Origin of the sequence: Roseibium denhamense (assembly GCF_009711415.1) — a bacterium.
GTDB classification, from domain to species: domain Bacteria; phylum Pseudomonadota; class Alphaproteobacteria; order Rhizobiales; family Stappiaceae; genus Roseibium; species Roseibium denhamense.
The window spans coordinates 93,842-113,129 of the sequence record NZ_SMLZ01000108.1 but is presented as its reverse complement, the minus strand read 5'-3'; the positions used below and the strand labels follow the sequence as shown (position 1 = coordinate 113,129).

General features: G+C 57.0%; 15 protein-coding genes. 13 read left to right on the top strand and 2 right to left on the bottom strand.

Going from position 1 to position 19,288, the window contains the following annotated elements:
* Window positions 1-170 precede the first annotated feature (170 nt).
* From E1180_RS11920 to E1180_RS11860, 13 genes are all read left to right on the top strand, one after another.
* Window positions 171-962, top strand: coding sequence for a DUF1217 domain-containing protein (locus E1180_RS11920; RefSeq protein ID WP_155191404.1), 792 nt, complete (start codon window positions 171-173; stop codon window positions 960-962).
* 3 nt (window positions 963-965) lie between these two features.
* On the top strand, window positions 966-1,697 hold the full coding sequence (gene flgF, locus E1180_RS11915; RefSeq protein ID WP_155191403.1) for a flagellar basal-body rod protein FlgF: 732 nt from the start codon (window positions 966-968) through the stop codon (window positions 1,695-1,697).
* Window positions 1,694-2,488 (top strand): hypothetical protein, encoded by a 795-nt coding sequence (locus tag E1180_RS11910; protein WP_155191402.1) that lies wholly within the window; start codon window positions 1,694-1,696, stop codon window positions 2,486-2,488. Before flgF ends, E1180_RS11910 begins: the two co-directional genes overlap by 4 nt.
* A complete protein-coding gene (locus E1180_RS11905; RefSeq protein WP_155191401.1) occupies window positions 2,457-3,803 on the top strand; it encodes a FliI/YscN family ATPase in 1,347 nt (448 codons plus the stop codon). The genes E1180_RS11910 and E1180_RS11905 overlap by 32 nt, the downstream gene beginning before the upstream one ends.
* A 297-nt stretch (window positions 3,804-4,100) precedes the next feature.
* Window positions 4,101-4,904 (top strand): response regulator transcription factor, encoded by an 804-nt coding sequence (locus tag E1180_RS11900; RefSeq protein WP_155191400.1) that lies wholly within the window; start codon window positions 4,101-4,103, stop codon window positions 4,902-4,904.
* Window positions 4,905-5,336: 432 nt separating this feature from the next.
* Complete coding sequence (locus E1180_RS11895; RefSeq protein ID WP_208997097.1) at window positions 5,337-6,932, top strand: sensor histidine kinase; 1,596 nt, start codon at window positions 5,337-5,339, stop codon at window positions 6,930-6,932.
* Between the two features lies 1 nt (window position 6,933).
* Window positions 6,934-9,177: a GGDEF/EAL domain-containing response regulator gene (locus tag E1180_RS11890; protein ID WP_155191399.1), complete on the top strand. Its 2,244-nt coding sequence runs from the start codon at window positions 6,934-6,936 to the stop codon at window positions 9,175-9,177.
* 229 nt (window positions 9,178-9,406) lie between these two features.
* Window positions 9,407-10,099, top strand: a complete 693-nt coding sequence (locus E1180_RS11885) for an SRPBCC family protein (RefSeq protein ID WP_155191398.1) — start codon at window positions 9,407-9,409, stop codon at window positions 10,097-10,099.
* A 136-nt stretch (window positions 10,100-10,235) separates the two neighbouring features.
* Window positions 10,236-10,727 (top strand): (2Fe-2S)-binding protein, encoded by a 492-nt coding sequence (locus E1180_RS11880; protein WP_155191397.1) that lies wholly within the window; start codon window positions 10,236-10,238, stop codon window positions 10,725-10,727.
* 211 nt (window positions 10,728-10,938) lie between these two features.
* Complete coding sequence (locus tag E1180_RS11875; RefSeq protein WP_155191396.1) at window positions 10,939-13,299, top strand: xanthine dehydrogenase family protein molybdopterin-binding subunit; 2,361 nt, start codon at window positions 10,939-10,941, stop codon at window positions 13,297-13,299.
* A 64-nt stretch (window positions 13,300-13,363) separates the two neighbouring features.
* Entirely contained in the window at window positions 13,364-14,161 is a 798-nt protein-coding gene (locus E1180_RS11870) for an FAD binding domain-containing protein (RefSeq protein WP_155191395.1), read from the top strand.
* Between the two features lie 300 nt (window positions 14,162-14,461).
* Window positions 14,462-16,237, top strand: a complete 1,776-nt coding sequence (locus E1180_RS11865; protein ID WP_244314045.1) for a type I secretion system permease/ATPase — start codon at window positions 14,462-14,464, stop codon at window positions 16,235-16,237.
* 1 nt (window position 16,238) lies between these two features.
* Entirely contained in the window at window positions 16,239-17,540 is a 1,302-nt protein-coding gene (locus E1180_RS11860) for an HlyD family type I secretion periplasmic adaptor subunit (protein WP_155191394.1), read from the top strand.
* 28 nt (window positions 17,541-17,568) lie between these two features.
* Here the strand turns inward: E1180_RS11860 and E1180_RS11855 are convergent, their stop codons facing one another.
* Together E1180_RS11855 and moaC are read right to left on the bottom strand one after the other, a co-directional pair.
* Window positions 17,569-18,774: a molybdopterin molybdotransferase MoeA gene (locus tag E1180_RS11855; RefSeq protein ID WP_155191393.1), complete on the bottom strand. Its 1,206-nt coding sequence runs from the start codon at window positions 18,772-18,774 to the stop codon at window positions 17,569-17,571.
* Window positions 18,774-19,286: a cyclic pyranopterin monophosphate synthase MoaC gene (gene moaC / locus E1180_RS11850; RefSeq protein ID WP_283404604.1), complete on the bottom strand. Its 513-nt coding sequence runs from the start codon at window positions 19,284-19,286 to the stop codon at window positions 18,774-18,776. The genes E1180_RS11855 and moaC overlap by 1 nt, the downstream gene beginning before the upstream one ends.
* Window positions 19,287-19,288 lie beyond the last annotated feature (2 nt).

Genomic DNA, 19,288 nt, shown 5'->3' with positions numbered 1-19,288 from the left:
CAGCTCCCACTGGCGAGGTTGTCGACTGCGATTGAGGGAACGCTAGAAGGCGAGACTTGTCTGAAGCTGACGCGGAAGACGGACCGTTGGCAGAGCAGGCGTCAGCTTGGCGTAAGCTCGGTCACTGATGGTCTGCCTACTTGATTACGCCCGTCACGAGGGAAAAGCCCATGATCAACACTTTGACCCAGGTCCAGATCGTCAGGTCCAATATAGAGCGGTCGCTTAAGGTGGTTGAATCCGATCCGATGATCGAACGCCAGACCGAGTACTACCGTGCCAATATTCTGAACATCACGTCGATTGATGAGTTCATGGCCGATGACCGGATCTTCAACTATGCAATGACTGCCATGGGTCTTGAAGACATGATCTATGCCAAGGCCTTTATGAGAAAGGTTCTTGAGGAAGGCGTTTCGGACCAATCGTCTTTTGCAAACCAGCTGGCCGATGGCCGTTACAAGGAATTCGGCGAGGTCTTCAACTTCGAGCAATTCGGGAAAGCCACGACATCATTTGACCGCGCCCAGGAAGGAATTGTCGATAAGTTCCACCGTCAAACGCTGGAAGTGCGCGAGGGCGAACAAAACCAGGGTGTGCGCCTTGCTTTGTACTTCGAGCGCAAAGCACCCGGCATCACCAATGCGTATGAGGTTCTGGCCGACCGCGCCTTGGCCGAGACGGTTTATACCTCCCTGGGCCTATCACAATCGTTTGCCATGTCGGACATTGATAAGCAGGCCACCTACCTTGAAGAGAATATCGATTTCGAAAAGTTGAGTGAGCCTGAGTACCTGTCCAAGTTCCTGGACCGGTTTTCAGCGCTCTATGACCTGAAAAATGGTCCTCAGGCAGCCGCGTCTCCCACACTTGCCGTTTTCAGCGGCAGCGGAAGCGGGGTCGTTCCCATGAGCGATGGCCTTCTCACCAGTATTCAAAGTTTCCGCCTTGGAGGGTTTTAACCCATGCAATCCGCTCTTTATGTCGCCTTGTCCGCCCAGGTGGCGCTTTCCAATCGTCTGGAAACCGTGTCGCGGAATGTCGCCAACATGAACACGGCGGGATATCGCGCAGATGAAGTGAAGTTCTCCGAATATGTGTCCAATGCGGCTCAGGATCAGGTGAGCTTTGCAACGGCCGGCGAAATCTACATCTCGCGGCAGGGCGGAAGCATCAACAAGACGGACAACCCGCTTGATCTCGCCATAGATGGAGAGGCGTGGTTCGCCATCCGGGATGCAAATGGCGTGATCTCCTACACCCGGGACGGACGCTTGCACATGACCGAAGACGGCGCTCTTGAGACGGTGACCGGGCAGCAGATCCTTGGCGCGGGTGGGCAGGGCATTGTGCTTAACCCGGAAGCTGGAACACCCTTGATTACAGAGAACGGTGAGGTTGTTCAGGGAGAAGACGGGATCGTCGGCCAGATTGGTCTCTTCCTGATACCGGAAGACGCGAAACTGACCCGCCAGGAAAACTCGGCCGTCATTCCGGATCAAGCAGCCATTCCGGTCCAGGTCTTTGACGAGAACGCCGTCAAACAGGGCTATGTTGAAGGGGCGAACATCAACCCAATTCGTGAAATGACGAAGATGATCATGATTTCGCGCGCCTTCGAAAGCGCGACGAAGATGATTGAAAAGGGTGACGAGAGCCAGCAGAAGGCGATCCGTGAGCTTGGAGCAAGCTCATGACGGTGGATGCGACAAGCGCTGTCGGGATGGAGCCGCGGATGTCCGGTCCGCATCAGGGAATACCCCGCAGCTCTGAGATCGTGGCTGAGGCCCATCGCGCCGATGGCGGCCGGTTCAGTTTCGGCGACTTCATTGATGTGATCAATCCATTGCAGCACATTCCGGGGATTGCCGAAGTCTATAGGGCTGTCACGAATGACCAGATATCGGACAGCGCCCGGAAAACCGGCAACATGTTATACGGCTTTGCACTGGGCGGTCCGATCGGCGTAGGCGCTATGCTGGCTTATAACTCGCTGTCAAACGGCGGGCAGTCATCGGGCGCTGGCAGCGATGGACCGGCCTTGACTGCCGATTTCAGCGCGCCGGCAAGTGCTTTGGCCTCCGGCTCGTCTGAAGTGCCCGTTCCAGAAGCCAAGCCTGAGAAAACGGAGCGGCCGTCTGGCAGCGATCAAAGCGCGGCGGCCCTCCTTGGGGAACACGTCGGTGCGGTCTCTGACAAGTCATCCGGACCACCGTTGGATTTGGTCACTCTCTTGGGCGGTTTGTCCGCTCCGGGGCCTGACAAGCGTGAGACAAGCGCAACGCCGGATACGGCAGCGGCCTCGTCGGTCTCTTATCTCGACAAGGTGGAAACAGGCAGTGATGCAAATCCGTCAGCGGGGTCCGTGATCCCCTCACAAGACGGACTTGACCGACTGGCGACCCACCAATCCAACCATCTTCCGCTTGATGTTTTGAAAGCTTTGCAGGAACGCCATGCCGCACGCGCAGCACCTGAACGCACTTGATCAGATTTCAGCATCGCTGGCCGCGCTCGATACCGAGATTGGTCCGGTCAAGCTCAGCGGTAAAGTGACGCAAGTGTCCGCCGAAGCCATCAAGGTTTCCGGTCTGTCGAAACTCGTTTGCCTTGGCGATCTGGTGGAATTCGAAGGCCGTACCGGCATACGCCAGGGGGAAATTATCCGGCTCGACGAAAAAGACGTCGTCATCAAGCCGCTTGAGCGGGTTACCGATATCGGTATCGGAAATACGGCGTCGGTCATGGGTGGTCTGGCAATTCACCCCGACATGAGCTGGCGCGGCAGGATCATCAATGCGCTGGGCCAGCCCATCGACGGTGCGGGACAGTTGGTCCACGGTGTCGAGGCGTTTTTGCTGGACAGAGCGCCGCCGCCTGCCATGAACCGCTCCAAGATCACGGACGGTGTCAAGACAGGGGTCCGGGCAATTGATCTCTTCACGCCCTTGTGCGTGGGGCAGCGTGTCGGGATCTTTGCAGGATCCGGCGTCGGAAAATCGACGCTGCTTGGCATGCTGGCTGGCTTCGGAGACTTTGATACGGTTGTTGTCGGACTGGTCGGTGAGCGTGGCCGTGAAGTCCGCGAATTCATCGATGATATCCTCGGCGAAACGCTGGCAAGCTCTGTCGTCATTGCCTCAACCGGTGACGAGAGCGCCATGCAGAGACGGCTTGCGCCGAAAACGGCGATGAGCGTTGCGGAATACTTCCGGGCGCAAGGACACAAAGTCCTGCTCATACTGGATTCGGCGACACGGTTTGCGCACGCCGCCCGGGATGTTGCCCTTGCGGCCGGTGAGCCGCCGGTAGCGCGCGGCTATCCGCCAAGTGTGTTCGCCGATCTTGCCCGGCTGATTGAAAGGGCGGGGCCCGGACATAGCGACGAAGGGTCGATCACAGGCATCTTTTCTGTTCTGGTTGATGGCGATGACCACAACGATCCGGTGTCCGATACGATCCGCGGGCTGCTCGATGGGCATATCGTGCTCGACCGCCAGATTGCGGATGCCGGCCGGTATCCACCTGTTAACGTGCTTAAATCCACCTCACGTCTTGCCGGGCGCGCCTGGACGAAAGAGCAGCAAGAACTGATCCATAGAATTAAGGGTCTTATCGCCCAGTATGAGGACACCAAGGATCTTCGGATGATGGGCGGTTTTCAAACCGCGGGCGATGATATGTTGGAGAAGGCTTGCCGCCTTGTTCCGAAAATATATGAGGCGCTGCGGCAAAACCCGGATCAGGTCCTGCCAGCAGATCCTTTTGGCGAGTTGGCCCAGGCTTTGGCGGCTGACAGGTAGATCCTGTTAAGGAAAACCTTCAATACTATAAAAACATCGCTTTTTTTAGCGGTGTTTTTTGTATATATATCTTGTCTTACGCTGCATTTTTGGCGGATATGCTGGATAAAAGACATTTTAGGTAATTTCTAGGCATATTTATTCGCAATCACGATGTTTTTTTATTTAGTTTGTCTTGTGGATATAAGAATTACGTCTACCGTATATTTGAATTTAACTCCCCTGCAATGGAAGAAACGTTGACCTGATGACTTCGGAATTTTACGGATTAGTCATCGGTAAAGCGAAGGGGCTGACATGTTTATTATCGTTGATTCAAGGGAGATCGTGACTGCGGGCTATGCCTCGGCTTTCGAACGCGAAGGCTACGCGTCACTGGAACTTCAACCATCAGAGCTGACGGACTGGCTTGAGATCACCTGCTCAAGCGACCTGGCTTCCGTTGACGCCATTCTTCTGGGGGACACGCAGGACAAGGCTGGATTCGTCAGCTCGATCCGGAGCCGGTGCCCGGAGGCGCAAATTGTCGCCTTGGAAGACACGGCTAATCTTGAAACAACGTTGAGCCTGTTTTCGGCCGGTCTTGATGATGTTCTGAAGAAACCGGTCCATGTCCGGGAAATCATCGCCCGTGTCGGTGTGTTCCGCCGCCGGATCGCAGCGCGCAACAATTCGGTCGGTACGGGCGCCATTGAGGTGTTTTTCGACGGCCGGGACCCTGTTGTCGGCGGGGATGTCATGGAGCTGCCGCGCAGAGAGCGCCGGATCCTTGAATACCTGGTGAAAAACAAGGGCCGCCGGGTCACCAAGACGCAGATCTTCAATGCGGTTTATGGCGTCATGAATGATGGCGTCGATGAGTGTGTCGTTGAAAGCCACATCTCAAAGCTTCGCAAGAAGCTCAAGAAAAAGCTCGGTTTTGATGCAATCGAATCCACCCGGTACATTGGGTACATGCTCAAAGACAACGCCTCTTCCAAGCAGAAGGTCGGAGACACCCGCCGCCCGGTGCAGGCTAGCCAGACAGTTTCCCACGCTCTGGAAAGCGCCGGAGATTCGAAACAGGTTAAAGCACCGGTCTTGTCTGTCGTTGGTGCGTAATCCGCTTGCCATTTGACCCAGAACTTTGGAGCAAAGACCATTGCACTTTCAAATCGGACGGTTCGGCATGATATGAGCTGACCAAACTTGCATGAAGCAAGGCCGTTCTGATTTCGTCGCGGAACCCATCCGCGATACGGTAAAAACTACGATCTTCCCCAACTGTGTCTGACTGTACTAAGTTATATTTCCCAAAGGTTTTAGGGAAAATTTATAAAGCCTGTGCAGTCTGTCCTTGAGTGTTTCCTTGAGTTGCGATGTTATTGCGTAATTCGCGGGAGACCAGCTTGGCAAAAGCTGAGCCGGTGAGCCTGGAAAATGGTCAGCTGGCGTTACGGTCGAATGAAGCCGTTTGGCTTCGGGGCGTGCACGGGTTTTGCTGGAGCGTTCAGGCAGTATGGGTGTCGATGGACACGGGCTTAGGGGGGCGTTTTGAGTGTAAGTGGCAATGCATCGTTGCCGTACGCCTCGCTTGAGGCGGGAAAGACCAGCCTATCTCGCACCTTTATCCTGTATACGCTCGGGTTGTTCGCGGTGCTGGGGGTCATTTTTATTGGCATTCTCACCAAGATCACTTGGGATGCGTCCTATGAACGTGCGATCCGGGTGACGGAAGCGTTCTTTCAGGCAACAAAACGGCCTTTCGAGCGCGCCATCTGGACGGTGAATGCGGATGCCACGCTGCAGCTGATCAGGGGACTTGAAACCCTCGAGGTTGTCGAGAAAGTGTGGGTCGAAACCCCCGATACCGGCAATTTCGGAGACCCGGCAACGGGCGTTCGGGCGGATACAGCGCTTCGCTACACCTTGAATTCACCCAGTACAATCCTTCACAAGGAAGCCATTGGTGAAGTGTTCATTCTGATTGATCGGAATGCGATTTCCTACGAGATCGTGTCGACAGTCGGCTTCATCGTGACGGCCATTATCGTCTATTTGATATTGCTCGCTATCGTGATCAGGACCATTTTCAAACGCCTGATCGGTGAGCCCTTGACGCAGATTGTCGGCTATCTCTCGACCCCGCGCTTGATTGAAGATCCGCCCAAGGAAGAACTTATGAAGGGGCGGCTGGATGAAATCGGCATTCTGGCCGCAAGCCTGCAGTCGCTTGTCCAGCGCCGCCATGCGGACTTGCAGAAAATTCAGGAATACCAGACGAACCTGGAAGACCTCGTTGCCCATCGTACCGAGCAACTGAAGCTGGTTCAGGAAGAACTGATCCAGGCGGACAACCTGGCCGCCCTTGGCGCGCTGGTCGCCGGTGTTTCGCATGAACTGAACACACCGCTTGGCAATGCGCTGATGGCGGCGACGACCATTAAGGATTGTTCAACGCACCTGAAGACGGAACTCGACAACAAGAGTCTCAGCAAGGAGTTGCTGGAGTATGAGGTCGAGCGGATCAGCGAGACCGCGACCATTATTGAAAAAACCCTGGGGCGCGCGCGCGATCTTGTTGGAAACTTCCGTCAGGTGGCGGTTGACCGTCAAAGTGAGAAGAAGAGAAGCTTTAACTTTGATCATATCATCCGGGAAACACTGGCGACGCTGCAACCAACCCTTAAGAAGACGCCGTTCACTGTTGATCTCGACCTGGAGGCGGACCTCGTTGTGGACAGCTATCCGGGCGCAGTCAGCCAGCTCGTTTCCAACCTTGTCGAGAACGCTTTGAAGCACGGTTACGAAGGACGCACGGAAGGCTCAATCAAACTCACGTCCCGCGTTGTGACAACAACGGAGGGTGAGGGGCGGGGAAAAACCAGCATCGTAATGAAGTGTCAGGATTTTGGTGTTGGAATTCCCGAGAAAAACCTGAAGAAAGTCTTTGAGCCGTTCTTCACGACTAAGTTTGGCAAAGGAGGATCCGGATTGGGAATGGCAATTTGCTATCAGCTTGTGACTGAAGCATTGAACGGCACAATTTCCGTCTCATCCAAAATCGGATCCGGTACTGAGTTCACCATAGAATTCCCGGCGCTTGTTGTCGAAGAAACAAAAGCAGAGAAAAAGAGGATGGTGCACTAATATGGTGATGGACTTTCTTGCACCTTCCGAACCAAAGAAACTGACTGCGCTCCAAAACCCTTGGAAGATCCTGATCGTTGATGATGATCCGGATGTGCATGAGGTCACGAAAATTGCTGTTGCCGGTTGCTCCTTCGAGGATCGCGGTTTCGAGCTGCTTCATGCCTTGTCCGCCGAGGAAGCAAAAGCAATCCTCCTGTCGAACAACGACATCGCGGTCGCGCTCGTTGATGTTGTGATGGAAAGCGATACGGCCGGCCTCAATCTGGTGAGCTGGATCCGTTCCGAACTCGACAACCGGTTTACGCGGATCATCTTGCGGACCGGTCAGCCGGGATACGCCCCGCAAACCGATGTGATCATGCATTACGACATTGATGGTTACGCCGAAAAGGCTGAACTGTCGCGTACGAAGCTGATTACGGCCATCGTTGCCGCTTTGCGCGGTTTCAAGCTGGTCATGTCGCTTGAAACAAACCGCCGCAAGCTTAAGGAACTCAACACCCACTTCACCGCAATCGTTCAGAAGAACGCGCTGAGTGAATTTTCCTCCAGTGTTTTAGAGCATCTGACCAACCTCATTGGGCGGCCGGTCGACGGTCTTTTGATCGGGCTGGATTCTTCGCCCGAGAACCACGCGGCCGACCCCAAGTCGGCACGTGTTCTGGCTGCAAACGGCAGTTTTGAGGACAAGGTTGATCTGCCGGTCGATCTGCTGGGTGATGATGCGATCCGGCGGGCTGTCGGGACCTGTGTCGCGAGCCGCGACACCATCAAGATCGACGATGGGGTCGTGTTGCCACTGAACACCCGCAACAGCATCTCTGGCGCGCTTTACGTTGGTATTCCGCAATCTGTTCTCGAAGATCTTGTTGGCACCGAGGTCATTCAGCTCTTCGTGTCGAACATTGCGCTTGGCTACGAAAAAACCGGCCTGCTCGAGCATATCCGCAACCTTGCGTATGTCGACCGGGTCACCGGGTTGTCGACTTTCTCCGGCTTCATCGAAACGTTCGAGCGCCATATCTCGCAGAATATGCCGTTAATCGTCGTTCATGCCGATATTCAACGGTTCCGCGTGATTGTTGATGGGATTGGGGATGAGCAAGCTTCTGCGGTCCTTAAAAAGACCGGGCACCGCCTGTCGCAGACGTTCCCGGACGCCCTGACAATCGCCCGCAAGGAACGCGACGAGTTCCTGATCCTTCTAAAAGGGGGCGGCGACAACCAGGTGTCTGATATTGTTGAGCGCGTCGAACGGGCGTTTCAGGAACCGATTGCGCTGGATGACAATTTGCTGACCCTGCGCACACGGCTCGGGTTCTCCTCCACCGAAACAGGTGAGAAGAGTGCTGAAAAACTGGTGCGTTTTGCGTCTATCGCGCTGAACGATGTGCGCCAGAGCGGCTCCATCAATTATGCGGTCTTTTCACCGCATATGCAGGAAGCGGCCTTTGAACGGTTGCGGCTTGCGTCACTCTTGTCGGAAGGCGCCGACAAGACCGAATTTTCGGCGCATTACCAGCCCATTATGAATGCGAGCGATCAGAGCATTGCCTCCTTCGAGGCGTTGATGCGGTTCAAGACGCCGTCCGGCCAGTTTCTCAACACAGCCAGCATGATCGAAGCGGCCGAGGCCAGTGGCCTTATCACGGAAATCGGTGCCTGGATGTTCAAGACGTCCTTCGCCGAATTCATGCGCATGGATGGGCTTTCCAATGACGTTCGTTTGAACGTCAATCTGTCTCCGCGCCAGGTTCAGGCACACCGGATCTACAATGATATTGAACAGGCTGCGACGGAGGCGAACCTGCCGCTCAGCCGTCTTGTGTTTGAGGTGACCGAGGGTCTTTTCCTGAGCAACGACCAGGTGACCTTGTCTCTTTTGACCTGGCTGCGCAGTGAGGGGGCCAAGATCGTCATTGACGATTTCGGGACTGGATACTCATCCTTCAGCTATCTCCGCAAATTGCCGGTCGACGGGATCAAGATCGACCGGGGCTTCATCATGAACATGGACCAGGATCCTGATGCACTTGCAGTTGTGAAGTCGATTATCGCGGTCGCGCAAGCACTGGATCTCCGGATTACCGCAGAAGGGGTCGAGACGGTTGCGCAGCGGAAAATCATGCAGGACCTGCGCTGTGATTATCTCCAGGGCTACCTGTATGCGAAGCCGTTGAGCTACGGTGATCTTCAGGGCTTCATCCAAAGAGCGGTCGAACCGGGTGTTGCCTTTGGCTAACGGATCACGATCCGGGTTGTTCACCACTTGCTGTGCCGGTCAAGCATGACCGGCGGTCCATCTGCGATTCCGGCCTCTGGAAAACACGCAGTGTCTTTATTTCCATATAAGCAATTGAAAATCTGACCAAAGCGCGCTCTGATGGGTGAAATCATTCGGGCCTCTTTCGGCAGCACGGACGTGCCACCGAAGCGGCTACAGAAATTGATTGCACTGCGGGAGAGCAATTATGGAAATGAACGGATCTCACCGGATACCGGCTTCTCGGGAGACCGTGTGGGCGGCGCTTAATGATCCAGAGATTTTGAAAGAGTGCATTCCAGGATGCGAGAGCCTCGAAAAGACATCTGATACCGAGATGACGGCGGCCGTGACGTCGAAAATCGGACCCGTGAAAGCAAAGTTCAAAGGTGCCGTCACGCTCGAGAACATCAATGCCCCGGTCAGTTATACGATCGCCGGTGAGGGCAAGGGCGGTGTGGCAGGCTTTGCGAAAGGATCTGCGGATGTGAAGCTGGAAGAAGACGGCACCGATACGGTCCTGACCTATGAAGCAAAAGCGCAGGTCGGGGGTAAACTGGCGCAGCTCGGGAGCCGTTTGATTGACTCCACCGCAAAGAAAATGGCCGAGGAGTTTTTCTCAAAGTTTTCCGAAAGGGTTGCAGGGCCTGCCGTTGCCGACGACAGCGACACGGATCTTGATCCCGGAATTGCAGAAGAAGCCAAGCGGATCGCCATTGAAGATACGCCCGGTAGTGTTGCCCATGTTGTTGAAGATGCAGAACAAGCGGTCGAAGCAACAATCCATAAGGCAGAAGAGAATTTGGAGACAGCAGCGGGCCGCAATGCCTATGGCGGACCCATGGTTTGGGGGCTGGTTGCGCTGGGGGCGTTGATTGTTGTGTTGGCTCTTGCGAGTTGACCAGGCCGCTCCATGTTTGAAAATGGAGAGCCAAAGAGCGGGTGATCGCGCGATGTCACCCCAATAAGAACACGGCGCAAAGCCGGCTCTGCTCCGGATTGGAGGTCCGGGGAATTTTTTTGAGGGAGAGAAATTCATGTCGAAAGTGTCGATGGTATTGAACGGCAAATCGGTATCGGCAGATGCCGAAGACCGGACGCTGCTCGTATCGTTCATACGTGAGGTTCGGGGCCTGACCGGGACCCATGTGGGCTGCGATACGTCTCAGTGCGGCGCATGCGTCGTTCATGTCGACGGAAAAGCGGTAAAGGCCTGCACGATGCTGGCCGCGCAGGCCGATGGTGCCGATGTCGTGACGATTGAAGGCCTTGCGGACGGAACTGCCTTGCATCCCGTTCAGGCAGCTTTCCGCGAACATCACGGGCTTCAGTGCGGATTTTGCACGCCGGGCATGATCATGAGCGCGGTCGACATGATCAATCGCCATGGCCCGGGCAATCTTGATGAAAAAACCATCCGCCACGAGCTGGAAGGTAACATCTGCCGGTGCACCGGCTACCACAACATCGTGAAGGCGATCAAAGCCGCATCCGACCAAATGGCCGGAATGGCGCAGGCTGCTGAATAGGAACAGCGCCTTAGACTTGAGCGGTGCGGATCGCCGCACAGCGAAACGTTAGGAACCAACCAGACCGACCTGCCGGGAGGAGAACGGCACGAAGGTCTGGCCGCCGGGGTTCTTGCAGCAGACATGCCCGTTGCAGCGGTCTTTTTCAGCCGCTTAGGCGGTGGACCTTCGGAGGGGCGGCTCCGGACGCATTGATCTAGGGAGAGAGACAATGGCAGTTGAGGGGATTGGTGCCCGTGCCTTGCGCAAGGAAGACAAGCGTTTCATTACCGGCAAAGGCAAATACACCGACGATATGGTGCTTCCGGGAATGGGCTTTGCAGCTTTTGTGCGCTCGCCGCATGCACATGCAAGGGTCAAGGGAATTGATGCAAGCGCTGCGCTAGCAATGCCCGGCGTTGATGCCGTACTCACCGGCGATCAACTGGTGGGCGACGGCATTGGCAACATCATTTGCGGATGGATGATCCACTCAAAGGACGGATCGCCCATGAAAATGGGGGCGTGGCGCGCCCTTGAGCCGGAAACAGTCCGGTTCGTCGGCCAGGCGGTTGCCGTCGTGGTTGCCGACACACAGGCGCAGGCCCGCGATGCTGCCGATGCGGTTGAGGTCGATTATGAGGAGCTTCCGGCAGTGGTGGATCCGCTGTCCGCCTTGGAGCCCGGCGCACCCCAGCTTCATCCGGAAGCGGAAGGCAATTTGATCTTCGATTGGGAAATTGGAGACGAAGCCGCCACGAATGCCGCATTCGACAATGCGAGCCATGTAACGCGCATGGAAATCTCGAACAACCGGCTAGTTCCCAACCCGATGGAGCCCCGGGCTGCGCTTGCCGATTACAACGATGCAGAAGAGCATCACACCCTCTACACCACGTCACAGAACCCGCATGTCGCGCGCCTCGTACTGTCGGCCTTCTACAATATTGCGCCCGAGCACAAGCTGCGGGTGATCGCGCCTGATGTGGGCGGTGGCTTTGGCTCCAAGATTTACATCTATCCGGAAGAGATGGTCTGTCTTTGGGCGTCAAAGCGGGTCGGACGGCCGGTCAAATGGGTTTCGGACCGCACCGAAGCTTTCCTGACGGATGCGCATGGGCGGGATCACCGGTCAGAGGCGGAATTGGCGCTTGATGCCGACAACAAGATCCTTGGGTTCCGCGTCAAAACCGTTGCCAATCTCGGCGCCTACATGTCGCTGTTTTCATCGTCGGTGCCAACCTATCTTTACGCAACGCTCTTATCCGGCCAGTACAACATTCCGGCCATCCACGCCAACGTGAAGACTGTCTACACGAACACGACCCCGGTGGATGCTTATCGCGGGGCAGGGCGGCCAGAGGCCACCTATCTTGTTGAACGCATGATGGAAACCGCTGCACGCGAAGTGGGGCTGTCTCCGGCCGAATTCCGCCGCAAGAACTTCGTCCGGTCCTTCCCGCATCAAACACCCGTCATCATGTGTTATGACGCGGGGGATTACGACGTCACGCTCGATGCGGCCATGAAAACTGCCGATTATGACGGCTTCCCGGCCCGCAAGGCCGAGGCGGCGTCGCGGGGGAAACTGCGCGGGATCGGATTGTCCTGTTACATCGAAGCCTGCGGAATTGCACCTTCAGCAGCCGTTGGATCTCTTGGCGCCGGCGTGGGGCTTTGGGAATCCGCGGAAGTGCGGGTCAACCCGGTTGGGACAGTCGAAGTTTTGACTGGCTCGCACAGCCACGGGCAGGGGCACGAGACCACATTCGCTCAGCTTATCAGCGAGCGGTTTGGGCTTGATACGGACGCTGTTTCCATCGTCCACGGCGATACCGACAAGGTGCAGTTCGGAATGGGGACCTACGGCTCCCGTTCGGGCGCTGTTGGAATGTCGGCAATCGTCAAGGCGCTCGACAAGGTGGAATCCAAGGCGAAGAAGATCGCTGCGCATCTGATGGAGGCCGCAGAAGGCGATATCCAGATTGAGGGCGGTGAACTCAAGGTCGCCGGGACCGACAAGAAGCTGACCTTCACGGAGGTCGCACTTGCCGCCTATACGGCTCACAACTTGCCGGAAGGCATGGAACCCGGTCTCAAAGAGGGTGCCTTCTACGATCCGACCAATTTCACATTCCCGGCCGGAACGTATGTCTGCGAAGTGGAAATCGACCCGGAAACCGGCAAGACCGAGATCATCAACTTCGTGGCCGCAGACGATTTCGGCAAGGTGATCAATCCGATGATCGTGGAAGGACAGGTCCATGGCGGACTGGTGCAAGGGATCGGTCAGGCACTTCTTGAAAATGCCGCCTATGACGAAACCGGTCAGCTGCTGACAGCGTCCTACATGGACTACACCATGCCGCGTGCCGATGACGTTCCCTCGTTCAGCCTGTCTACGCACGAGACCCTGTGTCCTGGCAACCCTCTGGGCATGAAAGGTTGCGGGGAAGCTGGGGCGATCGGGTCACCACCTGCCGTCATCAACGCGATTACGGATGCGCTCGGGTCAAATGACCTGACCATGCCGGCCAGCCCGGAAAAAGTCTGGGCGCTGGCTCAATCGGGCATGAAGCAGGCTGCCGAATAAGTCAGGTGCGGGCGGGGTGCCTCCCGCCCGTTGGAACGATTTTTGAAATTCGGGGAGACCCAATATGTATGAAACGAATTATCACAGGGCCGGATCGATTGCCGAAGCCGCAGAGTTGATGGCCAAAGCGGAAGACGGAAAACTTCTCGGGGGCGGCCAAACGCTGCTGCCGACCATGAAACAGCGCCTCGCAGCGCCGAGCGATCTTGTCGATGTAACGAAAATCGGCGAGATGAATGGCATCTGCGAGGATGGCGATGGTGTCGCGATCGGAGCCGCCACGACCCATGCGGAAGTCGCTGCTTCCGATTTGGTGAAGCAGAAGATCCCGGGGTTGGCGTCCCTTGCCGGTGGTATCGGAGATCCTGCCGTCCGGCATATGGGAACCCTTGGGGGTTCTATTGCCAACAATGATCCGGCTGCCGATTATCCGGCGGCATTGGTGGCGCTTGGTGCAATCGTGAAAACCAACAAGCGCGACCTTGCGGCGGAAGAGTTCTTCTCCGGCATGTTCGAGACGGCTCTGGACGAAGACGAAATCGTCATGTCCGTCCGCTTTCCGGGAGCGTCGGCAAGCGCCTATTCCAAATATCCGAATCCTGCTTCGCGTTATGCAATGGCCGGTGTCTTTGTCGCAAAGGCTGGCGATGGATCTGTGAAGGTCGCGGTCACCGGGGCCGGTCAGGATGGGGTCTTCCGGATGCCGGAAATGGAAGCGGCCCTTGCCTCCAACTTTGCGCCGGATGCTGTTGCCGGAATTGCCCCGGATGCCGACGGATTGCTTTCCGACATCCATGGTTCAGCTGCTTACAGGGCGAACCTGGTCACGGTCATGGCCAAACGCGCTGTCGCAGCGGCCTGATATTTCGAAGGTTTTTGGGATTGGCCCATCCGGTATTCCACCGGGTGGGTCATTTGATTTTTGAGCTGTTTATTGGTTCTCCCACAAAGGGCAATTGAATCATTGTTAATGTAAGCGGCCTTGATTTGCCCGTTTTTAAAAGATATCGGCCTGAATTGCGGCCGATGAAACTGGCCCCGGACTTGCTGTTGCTGTGTGATGAAACCGTGCCTGAAAAGGCATGCCTTCATAAAGTGTTGGTTCGGGGCAAGCTACAAACGGTATGTTCAGCTCCCAGGAGCGATTTGGTTGAGGAAAAATATGGCTGGAGCAACACAGCGCCGGATGCCAGGCAAAGATGGTCAACAGAATCCGGTCACGCGGGCCTTTAGCCCCGTGAGGACCGCGTTTTGGGGCGTTGCGGTGGTCAGTTTCGTGATCAACATCCTGATGCTGACAGGGCCGGTCTTTATGCTTCAGGTCTATGACCGCGTTCTGGCAAGCGGGTCTGTCCCAACCCTTGTCGTCATCGGCATTCTGGCTGCTGTTCTCTACCTCTTTTATGGTGTCCTGGAAGGGGTCAGGTCCCGGATCCTTTCCCGGCTCGGCCAACGGGTTGACGCGCGCCTGTCCGGTCTTGTCTACAGTGTGTCGAACAGCCTTCCAACAAAGCTGGGAAAACAGGCAGCGCGGCTGAGACCGGTTCAGGATCTCGATACGGTCCGGCAATTTCTGTCAGGACCGGGGCCGGCTGCGATTTTCGATGTTCCCTGGCTACCGCTGTATCTCGGCATTGTGTTTTTGTTCCATCCGCTTCTCGGCCTGGTTGGCGCTGGCGGAGCCCTTATTATCTGCGCTTTGATCGGACTGAATGAATGGCTTTCGCGGAGCCCGGCGGAAGATGCAGCTGGATATGCAGGCCGGCGCGCTGCGGAAGTTGAGAACGGACAGCGCAATTCCGAAGCCGTCACTGCCATGGGCATGCAAAGCGCGCTCGTTGCCAAGTGGGACGCACAGAATGGCGACTATCTGGCCACTCAGCGCCGGGCGTCGGATCTGACAGGTCTGTTCGGAACCATCATCAAGACCATCCGGTTCGTGCTTCAATCGGCCATTCTCGGCGTTGGTGCATGGCTCGCCATCCAGCAGGAAATCACGCCGGGCGTCATGATTGCCGCATCAATCATGACCTCGCGCGCGCTTGCACCGATCGAGCAGGCTGTTGCCCAATGGCGCGGTTTCGTGGCCAGCCGCCAGTCGCTCCGCCGGTTGCGGGATGTCCTGCAGGTTGCGGATACGGAAACCGACAAGATGGATCTGCCACTGCCGGCAAATACCATCACTGTTGAACAGGTGTTTTGCGGACCGTTCGGCGAATCCATGCCCTATGTGCAGAATGTGACCATGGAAGTCTTTGCAGGCGATGGGGTGGGTATCATCGGGCCATCCGGGTCCGGCAAGTCCACCTTTGCCCGCGCCCTTGTCGGCGCTGTTCCCGCGCTGAAAGGCGTCATTCGCTATGATGGGGCGGAACTTGGCCAATGGCCTGCGGAAAAACGAGGCGAGTTCATCGGCTACCTTCCGCAGGACCTGCAGCTGTTTGACGGGACCATTGCCGAAAACATTGCGCGCTTCAGAGCGGATGCATCATCTGAAAAGATCATTGAAGCGGCAAAACTGGCGAATGTGCATGATCTCATCGTGGCCTTGCCGGACGGGTACAACACGGTCATCGGCCGCAGCGGACGGGCGCTTTCTGCCGGTCAGCGCCAGCGGGTTGCGCTTGCCCGGGCCCTTTACGGCAATCCGTTTCTCATCGTTCTGGATGAACCGAACTCCAATCTCGACGCGGAAGGCGAGGCAGCGCTGACCGGAGCCATCAAGCAAATGCGGGAGCGGGGATCCATCGTGGTTGTGATCGCGCACCGGCCGAGTGCCATTGCCACGGTCGATAAGATCCTTTGTCTCAAGGAAGGCAAGATGGCTGGCTTCGGTCCAAAGGATGACGTTCTGAAACAGGTGGTACAGCCCGTCCAGCGTGCACGCCCTGCCAATATAACCGGGACCTTTGGCCCCGGTGTTTCCGGAGGGTACTGACATGAGTGAGCAAACCAGCAATTCTGCGGATCAGATGCTGCGCAAGACCGTGCGCAACCATCTCCTGTTTGCCCTGTTTGTTGTTGTGTTCATTGTTGGGGGCATCGGGCTTTGGGCAACGGTCACTGAGATAGCCGGCGCTGTGGTCTCGTCCGGTACAGTTGTCGTGGAGAGCAACGTCAAGCAGGTACAGCATCGTGAAGGCGGCATCGTCAAGAATATCCAGGTCAAGAACGGTGATACCGTCGCGGCGGGCGATCTGCTGATTGCGCTTGACGATACCGTGACCCGCGCGAACCTTGCGGTGATCACAAAGCAGCTGACCGAATTAACCGCCCAGGAACTCCGGCTGGAAGCCGAGCGCGACAATCTTAGCGAAATCATCTGGCCGGACGGGCGGACCGTCGGCGACATAGAGCTGGGCCAGCAATTGCTGCTGGAAGCGCGGCGGAACTCCACAGACGGCCGCAAGAATCAGCTGGAAGAACAAATACGCCAGTTCAACAAGCAGACCGAAGGCCTTGAGGCACAGGTGACGGCCAAGGACAGTGAAATCGAGCTGATCGCCGAGGAGCTTGCAGATCTTGATAACCTCCTCAGCAAGCAGCTGGTTCCCAAAAGCCGGGTAACGGCTCTTCGCCGGGAAACCGCGCGACTCAGAGGGGAATATGGCGATCTGATTGCGCAAATCGCGCGCACCAAGGAAGCGATCAGCGAGCGCCGGATCCAGATCCTGCAGATCGAAGAATCCTACCGTGCCGAGGTTCTGGAACAGTTGCAGGAAGTCCGTTCCCGGATTGCTCAGCTGGAAGAACAGAAGATTGCGGCAGAGGATGAACTGACCCGTGTGGAAATCGTCGCACCGCGCGACGGCTATGTGCACCAGCTGTCGGTGCATACGATTGGCGGTGTGATTGCACCTGGTGAAACCGTCATGAGCATCGTGCCGCGTGAAGACCAACTCATCGTCGAAGCACAAGTGCGTCCGGTCGATATTGACCAGATGGCGCCTGGGCAGGCGGCCCGGGTGCGTTTTCCGAGCTTTGACCAGCGCACAACACCGGAGCTGAATGCAACGCTTCTGACCGTGTCCGCTGATCTGACCGAGGATGAACGAACCGGGATGAGCTTTTATACGGCGCGGCTGGTGATCGACGACGCCGAACTTGGAAAGCTCGGTCAGCAGGCGCTGGTTCCCGGCATGCCGGTTGAAACCTTCCTGCAGACCGGGGACCGGACGGTCCTCAGCTATCTGGTGAAGCCGATCACGGACCAGATCGCCCACGCCATGCGCGAGCGGTAAGACGCCGGGCCGGGCCAGTGAGCGGGCGTTACAACGGAAGGACCGGCACGGTGCTCCCCGCCTTTTCGGCCTGAGCATGTGGCGGACGCACGATCAGGGCACCTGATTTGGACAGGAGCGCCAGCATAGAGCTGTCCTGTTTGGCGAAGGGTGTCGCTACCAGCTGGCCCTTGTCATCTTCTTCAAGAGAAGCGCGAATATAGTCCTGGCGCCGGTCGTTTTCCTTCAGATCAGCGCCCAAAGTGGCTTGTTTCGTTCCACCCGCCGCTTTTCCCTGTCCAAGCAGGGCGGCGATCAAGGGTTTTAGAAACAACAGGCCGCAGACGAGGCTAGAGACCGGATTTCCCGGAAGCCCCAAAACCTTGGTCTTGCCGAGGTGACCGGCCATTAGAGGTTTTCCGGGCCGCATGGCGATCCGCCAAAACGCAAGGTCCATTCCCTCATTGCCAAGAACATCCTGCACAAGGTCATGGTCCCCGACGGAAGCCCCGCCGAGTGTAACGAGGATGTCCGCGTCCGCGGCAAGGCCACGCCGGACGTGCGCTGCAAGGGTTTCCGGATCGTCCTTGGAGATCCCCAGATCCAGGGGCAGGCCGCCGCAGTCTTCGACCAGGGCGGCAATCCCGGCATGGTTTGATGCAATGATCTGATCCGGCCCCGGGTTTGCTCCCGGACGGACAAGTTCGTCTCCGGTCGCGAGAATGGCGACTTTGGGCTTCCGGTAAACGGGTACCACAGCATGGTTCATCGCCGCTGCAAGAGCCAATTCGCGGTACCCAAGCCGGAGCGGCGGTTCCAGCAAGACCTCGCCGTCAGAAAAATCCAGTCCGGCAGGACGGACGAAGGCGCCTGCCTTAGGCGCTTCAAGAATGGTGATCTGATCACCGCTGCGCTCGGCGTTTTCCTGGATGAGGATTGTATCGGCACCGTCCGGAACCGGAGCGCCGGTAAAGATACGCACGCTCTGGCCTGGGCCGACATGTCCGGAAAATCCGTGTCCGGCCGGAGCCTCACCAATGACGGTGAGTACGGCGATACCTGAGGCAATATCCCCGGCCCTTACGGCATAACCATCCATGGCAGAGGCTGCAAATGGCGGCTGTGTCCGGGTCGAGGCAAGCGGCGCAGACAGCCAGCGGCCATTCGCAGCTTCCAGGGCAACGAGCTCGGTTTCCAGTGGCTGGACGCCGTCTATGAGGCGCGCCAAGGCGTCTTCGACGGGCATCAGGCTCATCAGGTGCCGCCCTCGCTGCCGTCCCGCTCCAAGGTCCAGTGCCCTGATTTCCCGCCGGCTTTTTCAACCAGCTGGATGTTTCCGATCACCATGCCCCGATCAACAGCCTTTGCCATGTCGTAGATGGTCAGGCAGGTGAGGGAACACGCGGTGAGCGCTTCCATTTCTACGCCGGTCTGACCACTGACTTTCGTTGTTGCAGTCACCACAAGGCCGGGCAGCGTATCGTCAATGTCGATGTCCACGGACACCTTGGACAGCATCAGCGGGTGGCACAACGGAATAAGCTCATGGGTTTTCTTGGCAGCCATGATCCCGGCGAGCCGTGCCGTGCCGATAACGTCGCCTTTCTTGGCATTGCCGGACCGGATCAGGTCAAGCGTTTCTGAACGCATGGTGATCGTCCCGCGCGCAACCGCGATCCGGTGCGTGTGGTCCTTATCGGACACATCCACCATATTCGCGGCGCCGCCGGCATCCAGATGTGTCAGTCTCGGGTCCGTGTCACTCACAG

Coding starts and splice junctions, on each gene's coding strand:
- E1180_RS11920 (WP_155191404.1), top strand. CDS start 171: ATGATCAACACTTTGACCCAGGTCCAGATCGTCAGGTCCAATATAGAG.
- flgF (WP_155191403.1), top strand. CDS start 966: ATGCAATCCGCTCTTTATGTCGCCTTGTCCGCCCAGGTGGCGCTTTCC.
- E1180_RS11910 (WP_155191402.1), top strand. CDS start 1,694: ATGACGGTGGATGCGACAAGCGCTGTCGGGATGGAGCCGCGGATGTCC.
- E1180_RS11905 (WP_155191401.1), top strand. CDS start 2,457: ATGCCGCACGCGCAGCACCTGAACGCACTTGATCAGATTTCAGCATCG.
- E1180_RS11900 (WP_155191400.1), top strand. CDS start 4,101: ATGTTTATTATCGTTGATTCAAGGGAGATCGTGACTGCGGGCTATGCC.
- E1180_RS11890 (WP_155191399.1), top strand. CDS start 6,934: ATGGTGATGGACTTTCTTGCACCTTCCGAACCAAAGAAACTGACTGCG.
- E1180_RS11885 (WP_155191398.1), top strand. CDS start 9,407: ATGGAAATGAACGGATCTCACCGGATACCGGCTTCTCGGGAGACCGTG.
- E1180_RS11880 (WP_155191397.1), top strand. CDS start 10,236: ATGTCGAAAGTGTCGATGGTATTGAACGGCAAATCGGTATCGGCAGAT.
- E1180_RS11875 (WP_155191396.1), top strand. CDS start 10,939: ATGGCAGTTGAGGGGATTGGTGCCCGTGCCTTGCGCAAGGAAGACAAG.
- E1180_RS11870 (WP_155191395.1), top strand. CDS start 13,364: ATGTATGAAACGAATTATCACAGGGCCGGATCGATTGCCGAAGCCGCA.
- E1180_RS11865 (WP_244314045.1), top strand. CDS start 14,462: ATGGCTGGAGCAACACAGCGCCGGATGCCAGGCAAAGATGGTCAACAG.
- E1180_RS11860 (WP_155191394.1), top strand. CDS start 16,239: ATGAGTGAGCAAACCAGCAATTCTGCGGATCAGATGCTGCGCAAGACC.
- E1180_RS11855 (WP_155191393.1), bottom strand. CDS start 18,774: ATGAGCCTGATGCCCGTCGAAGACGCCTTGGCGCGCCTCATAGACGGC.